Source organism: Halomonas ventosae (genome assembly GCF_004363555.1).
Lineage (GTDB): Bacteria > Pseudomonadota > Gammaproteobacteria > Pseudomonadales > Halomonadaceae > Halomonas > Halomonas ventosae.
Window position 1 is genome coordinate 174,254 of the sequence record NZ_SNZJ01000004.1, and the last position, 12,716, is coordinate 186,969.

9 protein-coding genes are annotated in these 12,716 nt (G+C 68.7%); 3 read left to right on the forward strand and 6 right to left on the reverse strand.

Annotated elements, in window-relative coordinates; genetic code table 11:
• Window positions 1–54: 54 nt before the first annotated feature.
• Window positions 55–1,173, forward strand: a complete 1,119-nt coding sequence (gpgS, locus tag DFP85_RS04890) for an N-acetylglucosaminyl phosphatidylglycerol synthase (RefSeq protein WP_133635184.1) — start codon at window positions 55–57, stop codon at window positions 1,171–1,173.
• Window positions 1,151–2,188 (forward strand): glucosaminyl phosphatidylglycerol flippase, encoded by a 1,038-nt coding sequence (gpgF, locus tag DFP85_RS04895; RefSeq protein WP_133635185.1) that lies wholly within the window; start codon window positions 1,151–1,153, stop codon window positions 2,186–2,188. The genes gpgS and gpgF overlap by 23 nt, the downstream gene beginning before the upstream one ends.
• Before the next feature lie 103 nt (window positions 2,189–2,291).
• Here gpgF and DFP85_RS04900 read toward each other — a convergent pair whose 3' ends face one another.
• Window positions 2,292–3,614 (reverse strand): HlyD family type I secretion periplasmic adaptor subunit, encoded by a 1,323-nt coding sequence (locus tag DFP85_RS04900; protein ID WP_133635186.1) that lies wholly within the window; start codon window positions 3,612–3,614, stop codon window positions 2,292–2,294.
• Window positions 3,611–5,314, reverse strand: coding sequence for a type I secretion system permease/ATPase (locus DFP85_RS04905; RefSeq protein WP_133635187.1), 1,704 nt, complete (start codon window positions 5,312–5,314; stop codon window positions 3,611–3,613). Before DFP85_RS04905 ends, DFP85_RS04900 begins: the two co-directional genes overlap by 4 nt.
• A 230-nt stretch (window positions 5,315–5,544) precedes the next feature.
• Between DFP85_RS04905 and DFP85_RS19190 the strand changes: the two genes are divergently transcribed.
• Window positions 5,545–7,413: a cellulose binding domain-containing protein gene (locus tag DFP85_RS19190; protein ID WP_133635188.1), complete on the forward strand. Its 1,869-nt coding sequence runs from the start codon at window positions 5,545–5,547 to the stop codon at window positions 7,411–7,413.
• 82 nt (window positions 7,414–7,495) lie between these two features.
• Here the strand turns inward: DFP85_RS19190 and sucD are convergent, their stop codons facing one another.
• From sucD to odhB, 4 genes are all read right to left on the reverse strand, one after another.
• The gene (gene sucD / locus DFP85_RS04915; RefSeq protein WP_133635189.1) at window positions 7,496–8,368 is read right to left on the reverse strand and encodes a succinate--CoA ligase subunit alpha; all 873 of its coding nucleotides are present in this window, start codon (window positions 8,366–8,368) and stop codon (window positions 7,496–7,498) included.
• Entirely contained in the window at window positions 8,368–9,534 is a 1,167-nt protein-coding gene (gene sucC / locus DFP85_RS04920; RefSeq protein ID WP_106230157.1) for an ADP-forming succinate--CoA ligase subunit beta, read from the reverse strand. Before sucC ends, sucD begins: the two co-directional genes overlap by 1 nt.
• Before the next feature lie 139 nt (window positions 9,535–9,673).
• Entirely contained in the window at window positions 9,674–11,113 is a 1,440-nt protein-coding gene (gene lpdA / locus DFP85_RS04925) for a dihydrolipoyl dehydrogenase (RefSeq protein WP_133635190.1), read from the reverse strand.
• Window positions 11,114–11,162: 49 nt separating this feature from the next.
• Window positions 11,163–12,713: a 2-oxoglutarate dehydrogenase complex dihydrolipoyllysine-residue succinyltransferase gene (gene odhB / locus DFP85_RS04930; RefSeq protein ID WP_133635191.1), complete on the reverse strand. Its 1,551-nt coding sequence runs from the start codon at window positions 12,711–12,713 to the stop codon at window positions 11,163–11,165.
• Between the last annotated feature and the right edge of the window lie 3 nt (window positions 12,714–12,716).

Here is a 12,716-nt window from a genome sequence, read left to right on the forward strand (position 1 = left end):
ACTGTCGCATGGCCGCCCTAGGCTGGCAGGGTACATCCACGCCAGGAGGGCGCCTTGCATATCGTCGACGTCACCATGTTCCACGCGCCTGCCAGCGGCGGGGTGCGCACCTACCTCGAGGCCAAGCATCGCGTGCTGGCCGCCCGGCCGGGACTGCGTACCAGCCTGCTAGTGCCCGGCGCCGAGCGCGCCTCGCTCGGCGGGGTGCATACCCTCCCCGCTCCGCGGATTCCGCTTGGCCAGGGCTACCGCTTCCCGCTGCGCCGCGCCCCCTGGCGCGATGCCCTGATGGCGATGGCCCCCGACCTGGTCGAGGCCGGCGACCCCTATGTCACCGCCTGGGCCGCCGCGGAGGCCGGCCAGGCCCTGGGGGTGCCCACGGTGGGCTTCTTCCACTCCGACCTGCCGAGGCTGATGGGTGACCGGTTCGGCGCCGGCGTCCGCCAGCGCCTGCAGCGCTACGTGGGCGACCTCTATGGCCACTTCGACAGCGTGCTGGCGCCCTGCACCGCCATGGCCGAGCGGCTGGCCGACTGGGGTGTGGAGAAGGTGCGCGTCCAGCCGCTGGGGGTCGATCTGGCGGCCTTCCACCCACGGCATCGTGACCCTGGCCTGCGTCGACGCCTGGGACTGGGCGACCACCAGCGCCTGCTGGTCTTCGCAGGCCGCCACTCCCCGGAGAAGCACGTCGACGTGCTGCTGGCGACCATGGCCCGCCTGGGCCCCGCGTATCACCTGCTGCTGATGGGCCCCGGCATGCCTACCCGGGTCGCCGACAATGTCAGCGTGGTGCCCCGCTACTGCCCGCCCGCCGAGGTCGCCACCGCCCTGGCCAGCGCCGATGCCATGTTGCATGCCGGCACCCGTGAGACCTTCGGCCTGGTGGCCCAGGAGGCCATGGCCTGCGGGCTGCCGGTGGTCGCGGCCCGGGCGGGCGCCCTGAAGGAGTATGTGCCGCTGGGGGCCGGCGTGCTCTGTCGACCCCGGGACCCCGACGACATGGCCCGCGCCGTGCGCGAGCTCTTCCTCAATGACCCGGATGCCATGGGCCGCCACGCCCGCCGGCACGTCGAACGCCACTTCGACTGGGAGCGGGTCATCGATGACCTGCTGGGGCACTACCGGCAACTGCGTCAGGGTAGCGAGCACCATGCCATCACCCGGAACGGCTGACCGTCGCGGGCCACTGCCGCGGTGGCGGCCACTGCACGGCCTGCTGGTCGTGATGGCGCTCGCGGCACCTCTCCTGGTCACGGCCTGGCTGGGCGGCCCGGGTGCCCTGGCAGCGGTCACGCGCTTCCCGCCAGGGGTATTGGCCCTGATGCTGCTGATGGCATTCGCCTGCTGGAACCTCAACGCCGCCCGGCTGCGCTTGATGCTGGATGGCCGGGCCGGCCGGCTTGGGCAGCGTGGAGCGCTGGGCATCGAACTGGCGTCCAAGTTCGCCCTCTGTGCCACGCCCGGGGGCACTGGTGGGCCGGCCACGCTGCTGGTCCTGCTGGCGCAGCGCGGCCTGCCGGCCTCCAGGGGGGCCGCCGTCTTCCTGGTCGACCAGGGCTGCGACCTGCTGTTCTTCCTCGGCATGCTCTCGGGGCTGGTGGCCTACTCCCTGCTGGGCGAGACCCAGTGGCCCCACCAGGGGCTGATCCAGGCCGCCCTGTCAGCGCTGGCCCTGATGGCCGTGGGCGTTACCCTGGCGATAGGCTACCTGCCTGGGCTGCTGCGCTATACCGCGTCGCCGGGCGCACGCTGGCTGAGCGGCTATCGGCGCCGCTGGCTCGTCCGCCGCCTGCTGACGTGTCGGCAGGCATTGCAGGCCACCCTGCGGCTCCCCATCGCGACCCTGCTGGCGATGCTGGGACTTACCACGGCGCATTGGCTGCTGCGTTACAGCCTGCTCTACCTGGCGGTGCTGGGCGCCGGGGGAAACGTCGACTGGATATGGACCTTCCTGACCCAGATGCTGGCCATGGCCGCGAGCCAGTTCAGCTTTTTGCCCGGCGGCGCGGGGGCGGCCGAACTGGGCGTCGGCGGGCTGCTGCTGCCGCTGATGGAGCGCGAGCAGGCCGCCGCCGCGGTGCTGGTCTGGCGACTGGTCTCCTACCACCTTTACCTGGCCGCCGGTGCCCCGCTGTTTCTGCTCGCGGCCTGCCGGCTGGTGCGACCTCCGCCCCCCGGGGGCACCTGAGGGCCTTCCCGGCTGTCGAGGCGACGCCGCTACTCAACGGCCCAGTCCAGGGCCGCGTGCCCGCACCGGACAGGCGCATGCCCCGGTAGCACCCAGCGCCCGCCTAGTTGGCGCGCAAGGCACGCGAGAGCATGTCCTCCAGCGGCCTGAGCAGGTAGCCGGCCAGGGTGCGCTCGCCGGCCTGCAGCCTCACCTCCACCGGCATCCCGGCCCTCAGCGGCATGGCCTCGAGGCCCGCCCCGGCCGCTTGCGACACGAGCCGGACCCGTGCCCGGTAGAAACGACGCCCCGAGGCCTCATCCCGCTCGCTGTCCGCGGCGACCCGCACGACCCGCCCCTCGATGCTCCGGGTACGACGCCGGTTGTAGGCCGTGAAACGTATCTCGGCGGGCTGCCCCACGGCCACCCGGTCGATGTCGTGGTCGGCCACCCGCGCCTCGACCACCAGGGGGTCCGACTCGGGCACCAGTTCCAGCACCCTGGCCCCCGGCTCGATGACCGCGCCCGGCGCATGCACCGCGAGGCCGACCACGCTCCCCGAGACCGGGGCCGTGATCACCGCCCGCCGCCGTTGCTCCTGGAGGCGGGCCAGGCGCTCCTCGGCATCGGCGACCCGCCGGCGCGCCCCATGGAGGGCCTCGCCGACCTCTTCCCGGAAGGCCTCGCGACGCCGCCCCGTCTGCCGGGCATTCTCCGTGATGCGTGAGGCGAGGCGAATCCGCTCGAGACGGTAACCCTCGACGCGCCCCTGCTCCTCCAGCAGCTCCCGCTCCAGCTCGTTGAGCCGCTGCCGGTCACTCAGCCCGTCCCGGTACAGCGAGCCCAGGGCCTCGACCTCCTCGCGCAGGTTATCGAGCCGGCGTGCAGCGAACTCCGCCTGTGTGGCGAGCCCCGCGATACGCTCCCGCAGCCGGTCGTTCTGCTGCGTCAGGGCCTCCCGCTCCTTCACCTGGGAGAGGCGTCGAACATGGAAGAGCCCGAGCTGCACCGCCATGATCCGGCTGGCCTCCGGGTCCCCGGCATCGACCAGTGCCGAGGGAAAGCTCGGCCGCGCCTCGCCGCCCTGCTCGGCCGCCAGCCGCGCCTGGGCGGCCAGGGCCAGGCGATGGCGGGTGCGGGCGACCTCCAGCCGCCGCTCGAGCAGGGCAGTCTCCAGCACCACCAGCGGCTCGCCCTGCGCCACGCGGTCGCCCTCCGCCACGACGATGCGGTCCACGACACCGCCGGAGGGATGCTTCACGGCCTTGTTGGAGGAGGCGGCCACCAGCTGGCCGGGCGCGATGACCGCCACCGCCAGGTCGGCCGTTACCGCCCAGCCGCCGACGCCCCCGAGGCAGAGCAGCAGCACGAGCAGGCCAAAGCGGCGCGTCCAGCGGTCATCGACCGGCGGCGACGGCGCGCCGGCGACGTCGTGATCCCGACTCATGGGGCGTCCCCCCCCGGCGCTTGCTGGCGCGACGCGGCGAGACGCGCCAGTACCCGATCCCTGGGACCGTTGAGGGCGACGCGACCGTCTTCCATTACCAGCAGCGTATCCACCTGGCGTAATACGCCCGTGCGGTGACTGACCACCACCAGGCTGACGCCCTCCTCCCGGAGTCGCTGCAGGCTCCGGGACAGGGCTCGCTCGCCCTCCAGGTCCAGGTTGGCATTGGGCTCGTCGAGCACCACCAGCACCGGGTCGCCATGCAGTGCCCGGGCCAGGCCGAGGCGCTGGCGCTGGCCGGTGGAGAGTTCGCTCCCCGCGGCCGAGAGCCGGGTATCGTAGCCATCGGACAGGCGCAGGACCGTCTCGTGAAGGCCGGCGCGCCGGGCCGCCGCAATCACCCGCTCGGACCTGACCTCTCCGAACCGGGCGATGTTCTCGGCGATGGTGCCGTCGAAGAGCTCGATGTCCTGGGGCAGGTAGCCGATGTGGGGACCGAGCGCCTCCCGGTCCCAACGGGCGATGTCGGCGCCATCCAGGCGTACGGTCCCCACCTGGGCGGGCCAGATGCCGAGCAGGACGCGTACCAGGGTCGACTTGCCCGACGCGCTGGGCCCGATCACCCCGAGCTGCTCGCCCGGGGCGATGGCGAGGCTCACGCCTCGCACGACCGGTTCCCGACTGCCCGGTGGACCAGCCGTGACGGCCTCGGCCACCAGGCGGCCGGCCGGTCTTGGCAAGGCCATCCGCTCCCCTTCCGGCTCGCCGTCGGCCAGCAGCCTCTGGAGGCGATGGTAGGCCGACCGAGCATTCACCAGGTCGCGCCAGTGGGAGGCCATCTGGTCCACCGGGGCCAGGGCACGCCCCATCAGGATGGAGGCCGCAATCATCATGCCGGGCGTGATCTGCTCATCGAGCACCAGCAGGGCCCCAAGGCCCAGGATCAGGGACTGGAAGAGCAGCCGCAGCACGCGGGTCAGCCCGGAGAGGAGCCCGGCCCGGTCGCTGGCACGCGACTGGGCCGCCTGGCAGCGCCGCTGGTCGCCCCGCCAGCGCCGGCCGAGGGCGGGGCCCATCCCCATGCCCTGCAGTACCTCGGCATGGCGCAGGTGGGTCTCCACCCTGCCTCTCGCCGTGGCCTGCTCGTTGCCGGCCGCCTGGAGCAGCCCGCGGGTGAGTCGCTCGGCGAGCAGCAGCAGGAGCAGCAACACGCATCCCGAGAGCAGGGCGAAGGTACCGAGCCAGGGGTGGAACAGGAACAGCAACGCCAGGTAGAGCGGCACCCAGAGGGTATCGAACAGCGCGACGAGACCACCGCCGGCCAGCGCCTGACGCAGGGCAGCGAGGTCATCGAGCGGCCAGGCGGAGGGCGTGGCCTGCCGCAGGGCGCGCGCCACCATGCTCTGGTGGAGCCCCTCGTCCAGTCGGGTCTCGAGACGGTTGCCCACCCGGACCAGTACCCGAGCCCGCACCCCCTCCAGCAGGCCCATCACGATGAAGAGGAAGAGCACCGCCAGGGTCAGCAGCAGCAGCGTCTCGCGGCTCCCCGTGGTGATGACACGATCGTAGACCTGCAGCATGTAGAGCGCCGGAGTCAGCATCAGCAGGTTGATCACCAGGCTGAATCCTCCTACCCACAGCAGCGAAGAGCGACAGGCACGCAACACCCATGGCAGGGACGATCGCGTCACTCCCTTCATGGTTTTCGGCGCATGAGTTGACGATGCATCATTGGCTTTTGACACCATCATTTCTACATTAACAGGTGACAATACCTCAACGTCATCATGTCTTGAAGCGTCTATTTCCTTTCATGAAATGTCCCTAAATGGAGACACAACAGGCTGATTGAAAAGGGGATGATCCTGCAGGTGACTGAAGCATTCGGGACATAAGCCGTCTCTTAATCGCGACAACCAGGAGCATTAACATGGCCTCCATCCACGATATCGATACCGGAACCTCGGCCGAGGAGATCAATGACCTGATCCGTGACGCCGAGCCGGGGTCGACCCTGAAATTCGCCGCCGGCAACCACCTCCTCGACGATGCGCTGCGGGTCGAGCGCTCGGACATCGCCCTGGTGGGCGCCGGCTCCGGCGACACCACCCTGACCTTCAGCGACCGCGCCCTGGAGCGAAACGATGACCACGCCATCCACCTGGACGGTTTCCGCACTCGCTTCCAGGGCCGGCTCGAGGCCGGTCTCGACGAGGGGGACCGGCGCCTCTCGCTGGATCGCGACCATGGACTGGCCCCGGGTGACACCGTGAGGCTCTGGCAGGACAACGACGACGCCTTCTTCGACGCCATCGGCGACACGTCCTGGCGGCGGGTGGAGTACGCCGAGCTGCGCACCAGCATGGCCCGGGTCGAGTCCGTTGAGGGCAACGACGTCGTGCTGGATCGCGGGGCGCACTTCGCCTTCGAAGCAGGCGAGACCCGGCTGGCCCGCCTGGATAGCGTCGACGATGTCAGGCTGGAAGGCTTCAGCGTCGCCTTCGAACTGGGCGAGCCCGATGCAGGGCTCTTCACCAACACCCGGGAGGCGCTGAGCGGCTATGATGCCGTGCTGCTGGAGGGCACCGTGGGCACGCAGCTGGCGGACCTCGAGGTCCGCGACGGACCCTCCACCGCCTTTCGCTTCTCCAAGACCCTGGACCCGGAAGCCGAGGGGATCACCGCCCATGGCGCCTTCAACAAGGGCAGCGGTGGCAACGGCTATGCCTACGAACTCCACGAGAGCTATGACGGCACCTTCACCGGTCTCGAAGATTCCGGCATGCGTCACGGCCTGACCTTCGCCTCCTGGCGCTCCTCGGTGGGCAACGATATCGAGGTGGCCTTCACCGATCGTGATATCAACTTCCACGGCGGCCAGGATCACGACAACCGCGTGCGGGTCGAGCAATCCATCCGCGACCCCGAGACGGACGACCTCTCCCCCTCGCTGTGGATCAACCAGGGCGGCGAGAGCTTCGGCGCCATCACCGACGCCGAGGCCAACGAGGTGATCTTCGACTACCTGATCGGCTCCCGCCGCTCGGATAAGATCGAGGGGTCCGACGACGGCGTCTACCTGAATGGCGGCTCGGGCCACGACAGCCTCACCGGCGGTGCCGGCAATGACATCCTTCAGGGCGGCCCCGGCAACGACTGGTACGACGGCACCGACCTCCTCGATGGCGGCGCGGGCGTGGATACTGCCCGCTATGCTGACGACTACGACGACCACCAGGTGCTCAAGGGCGAGGAGGAGAGCGTCATCCTCGGCCAGGGCAGCCAGGACACCCTGGTCGACATGGAGTTCGCGGTGTTCGGGGACGGCACCACCCTGCACCTGGCCTCGGGCAACGCCTTCCACGGCGAGCCGCTAGAGCGCCCCGAGCCGGATGCCGTGCTGGAGGGCGATGGCCTGCTGCCGGGGGTGGTCGACGAGGGCACCGAACTGCTGGTCACGGGCAACACCACCAGCAGCTGGTCCTCGGGCTATGTGGCGGAGCTCTTCGTCCAGAACCTCTCCGACGAGGAGATCGTCGACCCTCGGGTACGCTTTGACCTGCCCGCCGAGATCGACACGCTGTGGAACGGTCGCGTCGAGAGCTCCGACGACGGCTATAGTGTGCGTGACGATGATCCCGGCACCCTGGAACCTGGCGAGGCCTGGCGCTTCGCCTTCAAGGCCTACGGCGACGACCCGTCCCTGCCGGATACCCTGCAGGCCGAAGCCAATGGCAATGGCCTTCAGGTCCAGCTGCTGGGGATCGGCGAAAGCCCGGTGGAGGAGGTGGTCGGCTGAGCCGCGATGGTGAGGGGCCACACACGCGAAGAGGGCACCCGAAGGTGCCCTCTCGCGTTGTCGCCTGCTGCAGGTGAACGGCTTACCAGCCGGTCGCTTCCTTCAGCGCATCGCCGATCTCGGCCAGCGAACGCACGGTCTTCACGCCCGCGGCTTCCAGGGCGGCGAACTTCTCGTCCGCGGTGCCCTTGCCGCCGGCGATGATGGCACCGGCGTGGCCCATGCGCTTGCCGGGAGGCGCGGTGACGCCGGCGATGTAGGAGACCACCGGCTTGGAGACGTTGGCCTTGATGTAGGCCGCCGCCTCTTCCTCGGCGGTGCCGCCGATCTCGCCGATCATCACGATCGCCTCGGTGGCCGGATCCTTCTCGAACTGCTCGAGGATATCAATGAAGTTGGAGCCCGGGATCGGGTCGCCGCCGATGCCCACGCAGGTGGACTGGCCGAAGCCGTGGTCGGTCGTCTGCTTGACGGCTTCATAGGTCAGGGTGCCGGAGCGCGACACGATGCCGACCTTGCCCGGCTTGTGGATATGGCCCGGCATGATGCCGATCTTGCACTCGCCCGGGGTGATCACGCCGGGGCAGTTCGGGCCGATCAGGCGCACGCCCAGCTCGTCGCACTTCACCTTGACGTCGAGCATGTCCAGGGTCGGGATGCCCTCGGTGATGCAGACGATCAGCTTGATGCCGGCGTTGGCGGCCTCGAGGATGGAGTCCTTGCAGAACGGGGCCGGCACGTAGATCACGCTGGCCTCGGCGCCGGTCTCGGCCACGGCTTCCTTGACGGTGTTGAACACCGGCAGGCCCAGGTGCTCCTGGCCGCCCTTGCCCGGGGTCACGCCGCCGACCATCTGGGTGCCGTAGGCGATCGCCTGCTCGGAGTGGAAGGTCCCCTGTCCGCCGGTGAAGCCCTGGCAGATGACCTTGGTGTTCTTGTCGATCAGGATGCTCATTACTTGCCCTCCGCTGCCTTGACGACCTGCTGAGCCGCATCGGTCAGGCTGGTAGCAGCGATGATGTTCAGACCGCTGGACGCCAGCTTCTCGGCACCCAGCTCGGCGTTGTTACCTTCCAGACGCACCACCACCGGCACGTTGACACCGACCTGCTCGACGGCACCGATGATGCCCTCGGCGATCATGTCGCAGCGCACGATGCCGCCGAAGATGTTGACCAGTACGGCCTTCACGGAATCGTCGGAGAGGATGAGCTTGAAGGCCTCGGCCACGCGCTCCTTGGTGGCACCGCCGCCCACGTCGAGGAAGTTGGCCGGCTGGCCGCCGTTGAGCTTGATGATGTCCATGGTGCCCATGGCCAGGCCGGCGCCGTTGACCATGCAGCCGATGTTGCCTTCCAGGGCCACGTAGTTGAGCTCCCAGGCGGCCGCCTCGGCCTCGCGCTCGTCTTCCTGGGACGGGTCGCGCATCGCCTGCAGGTCCGGGTGGCGATAGAGGGCGTTGCCGTCCAGGTTGATCTTGGCGTCGAGGCAGTGGAGGTTGCCCTCGTCGGTCACCACCAGCGGGTTGATCTCCAGAAGCGCCAGGTCCTTGTCGTGGAACAGCTTGGACAGGCCCAGGAAGATCTTGGTGAACTGCTTGACCTGGTTGCCGGTGAGGCCCAGGGCGAAGGCCAGCTCACGCGCCTGGTAGGGCTGGGCGCCGACCAGCGGATCGATCTCGGCCTTGAGGATCTTCTCGGGGGTCTCTTCCGCGACCTTCTCGATCTCCACGCCGCCCTCGGTGGAGGCCATGAACACCACACGACGGGTGCCACGATCGACCACCGCGCCCAGGTAGAGCTCGTTGGCGATGTCGGTGCAGGTCTCGACCAGGATCTTGGTGACCGGCTGACCGTTCTCGTCGGTCTGGAAGGTCACCAGGTTCTTGCCCAGCCAGGACTCGGCGAAGGCCTGGGCCTCCTCCGGGCTCTTGATCAGCTTGACGCCACCGGCCTTGCCGCGGCCACCGGCATGCACCTGGGCCTTGACCACCCACTTGTCGCCACCGATCTTCTTGCAGGCTTCCGCGGCTTCCTCGGGGGTGTCGACGGCAAAGCCCTTGGAGACCGGCAGGCCATAGTCGGCAAACAGCTGCTTGCTCTGATACTCGTGAAGGTTCATCGATTCATGCCATTGGTTGCATGTGACTCGAACGATGACACGGCTCGCGGCCTCTGGGCAGCGGTCGCCGTGTCACCACCGTTCGCCTCCGATACTTGGCCGGAAGCGATGCGCCACCTGCCGGTGGCGCTTGTTGTCCTTACTTCTTCTTCTTGCGGTTGGCCATGTGGATGGCATGGCCCTCCACCGCCAGGGCGGCCTCGTGCACCGCCTCCGACATGGTCGGGTGGGCGTAGCAGGTCAGCGCCAGGTCTTCGGCGCTGGAGCCGAACTCCAGGGCGATCACGCCCTGGGCGATCATCTCGCCGGCGTGCTGGCCGACGATATGCATCCCCAGCACGCGGTCGGTCTCGGCGTCGGCGATGATCTTGGCCTGCCCCTCGGTGGCGTTGTTGGCCATGGCGCGGCCGCTGGCGGCGAACGGGAAGGCGCCCGTCTTGACCTCGATGCCCTTGGCCTTGGCCTCCTGCTCGGTCAGGCCCACCCAGGCCACTTCCGGGAAGGTGTAGATGACGTTGGGGATGGCGTCGTAGTTCATCTCGGCCTTGTGGCCGGCGATGATGTCCGCGACCATGATGCCCTCTTCCGACGCCTTGTGGGCCAGCATCGGGCCGCGCACGCAGTCGCCGATGGCGTAGACGCTCGGCACGCTGGTACGGCACTGGTCGTCGACGTGGATGAAGCCACGCTCGTCGGTCTCGATGCCCACGCCGTCGGCAATCACGCCCTTGGTGTAGGGCTTGCGGCCGACGCAGACGATCAGCTTGTCGAAGGTCATCTCCTGCTCGCCCTTGGCGTCGGTGTACTTGACGACCACCTCCTCGCCCTTGACCTCGGAGCCGGTGACCCGCGCGCCCAGCTTGATGTCCAGGCCCTGCTTCTTGAGCAGCTTCTGGGTCTCCTTGGCGATGGCCCCGTCGACCATGGGCAGGAAGTCATCCATGGCCTCGAGCACGGTGACCTCGCTGCCCAGGCGGTTCCAGACGCTGCCGAGCTCCAGGCCGATGATGCCGGCACCGATCACGCCCAGGCGCTTGGGCGTCTCCTGGAATTCCAGGGCGCCGGTGGAATCGACCACCAGGCCTTCCTTCAGCGGGGTCGGCGGGATCTCCACCGGCACGGAGCCGGCCGCGACGACGATGTTGTCGGCGTCATAGGTGGTGGCCTTGCCGTCCTGGTCGGTCACCTCGACCTGCTTGGAGGAGACCACCTTGCCGGTGCCCTCGATGGCCGTGACGCCGTTGGCCTTGAAGAGCCCCGAGATGCCGCCGGTCAGGTTCTTCACGATCTTGTCCTTGCGGGCCATCATCTTCTTGACGTCCATGTTGACGTCACCCGCCTCGATGCCCATGTCGGCGAAGTCGTGCTTGGCCTCGACGAACTTGTGGGAGGCCTCGAGCAGCGCCTTGGACGGGATGCAGCCCACGTTGAGGCAGGTGCCGCCGTGGACGACCTTGCCTTCCTTGCCGATCCACTTCTCGACACAGGCGACCTTCAGCCCCATCTGGGCGGCGCGGATGGCGGAGACGTAGCCGCCGGGGCCCGCACCGATCACGATCACATCAAACTTGTCAGCCATGTTGGCTCCTTCGTTGCTTGTCGCTGAAGAACGTAGTGGGTCCCGCGGCTCAGATGTCCAGCAGCAGGCGTGCCGGATCCTCGAGCAGCTCCTTGATGGTGACCAGGAACTGCACCGCATCCTTGCCGTCGATCATGCGGTGGTCGTAGGAGACCGCCAGGTACATCATCGGGCGGATCTCGACCTTGCCGTTCACCGCCATGGGCCGCTCCTGGATCTTGTGCATGCCCAGGATCGCGGTCTGCGGCGGGTTGATGATTGGCGTGGACATCAGCGAGCCGAAGATACCGCCGTTGGTGATGGTGAAGGTGCCACCCTGCATCTCGTCGATGCCCAGCTTGCCGTCACGGGCCCGCTTGCCGAAGTCGACGATGCCCTTCTCGACGTCGGCGATCTTCATGCTGTCGGTGTCGCGCAGCACCGGCACCACCAGGCCACGGTCGGTGGAGACGGCGACGCCGATGTCCTGGTAGCCGTGGTAGACGATGTCGGTGCCGTCGATGGAGGCGTTGACGTCCGGGAAGCGCTTGAGGGCCTCGCTGGCCGCCTTGACGAAGAAGCCCATGAAGCCGAGCTTGACGTCGTGGGCCTTGAGGAAGGTGTCCTTGTACTGGGCGCGCAGGTCCATCACCGCGCCCATGTCCACCTCGTTGTAGGTGGTGAGCATGGCGGCGGTCTGCTGGGCCTGGACCAGGCGCTTGGCGATGGTCTGGCGCAGGCGGCTCATCGGCACGCGCTTCTCGGGGCGCTCGCCCTCCACGGCCGGGGCCGCGGCGGCGGCCGCCTGGCCACCACCCGCCGGCTTGGCAGATTTCTTGGCAGAACCTTCCTTCACCGCACGCTGCACGTCCTCCTTGAGGATGCGCCCGCCCTTGCCGGTGCCTTCGATGGCATTGACGTCGAGGTCATGCTCGGCGACCAGCTTGCGCGCGGCCGGGGCGAGGATCTTGTCGCCCACCTGCTCGTCGCTCGCGCCGTCGTCGGCGGAGGCCGGGGCCTTCTCCTCGCTGGGCGCGGCAGCAGCGCCGCCGGCGCCTTCGCTGAAGGTCGCCAGCACCTGCTCGGAGGTGACCTGGCTACCCTCCTCGGCCTTGATCTCAGTGAGTGCCCCATCGGCCGGGGCGACGACCTCCAGCACCACCTTGTCGGTCTCGATCTCGGCCAGCACCTCGTCGCGCTTGACCGCCTCACCGACCTGCTTGTTCCAGCTGGCCACGGTGCCTTCCTGGATCGACTCGGGGAAGGTCGGCGCCTTGACCTCGTGGGTCTTGCCGCTGGCCGCCGGCTTGGCCTCGGCGTCGTCCTTCTTCTCGGCCTTGGCATCGGCCTTCTCGGCCGCCGGCTTGTCGCCGCCCTCGGCCTTGCCCTCGCCGATCCTGCCCAGCACCTGCTCGGACTCCACGGTGTCGCCCTCTTCCACCAGCACCTCGCTGAGGGTGCCGGCCTCGGGGGCCACGACCTCGAGCACCACCTTGTCGGTCTCGATCTCGACGATCAGCTCGTCACGCTCGACGCTGTCGCCGGGCTTCTTGTGCCAGGCCGCCACGCTGCCTTCGGCGACGGATTCCGGAAAGGTGGGTGCCTTGATATCGGTAGCCATGTC

Excerpts from the sequence above, each read along its gene's own strand:
- gpgF (WP_133635185.1), top strand. The coding sequence starts at position 1,151 with ATGCCATCACCCGGAACGGCTGACCGTCGCGGGCCACTGCCGCGGTGG.
- DFP85_RS04900 (WP_133635186.1), bottom strand. The coding sequence starts at position 3,614 with ATGAGTCGGGATCACGACGTCGCCGGCGCGCCGTCGCCGCCGGTCGAT.
- DFP85_RS04905 (WP_133635187.1), bottom strand. The coding sequence starts at position 5,314 with ATGAAGGGAGTGACGCGATCGTCCCTGCCATGGGTGTTGCGTGCCTGT.
- DFP85_RS19190 (WP_133635188.1), top strand. The coding sequence starts at position 5,545 with ATGGCCTCCATCCACGATATCGATACCGGAACCTCGGCCGAGGAGATC.
- sucD (WP_133635189.1), bottom strand. The coding sequence starts at position 8,368 with ATGAGCATCCTGATCGACAAGAACACCAAGGTCATCTGCCAGGGCTTC.
- sucC (WP_106230157.1), bottom strand. The coding sequence starts at position 9,534 with ATGAACCTTCACGAGTATCAGAGCAAGCAGCTGTTTGCCGACTATGGC.
- lpdA (WP_133635190.1), bottom strand. The coding sequence starts at position 11,113 with ATGGCTGACAAGTTTGATGTGATCGTGATCGGTGCGGGCCCCGGCGGC.
- odhB (WP_133635191.1), bottom strand. The coding sequence starts at position 12,713 with ATGGCTACCGATATCAAGGCACCCACCTTTCCGGAATCCGTCGCCGAA.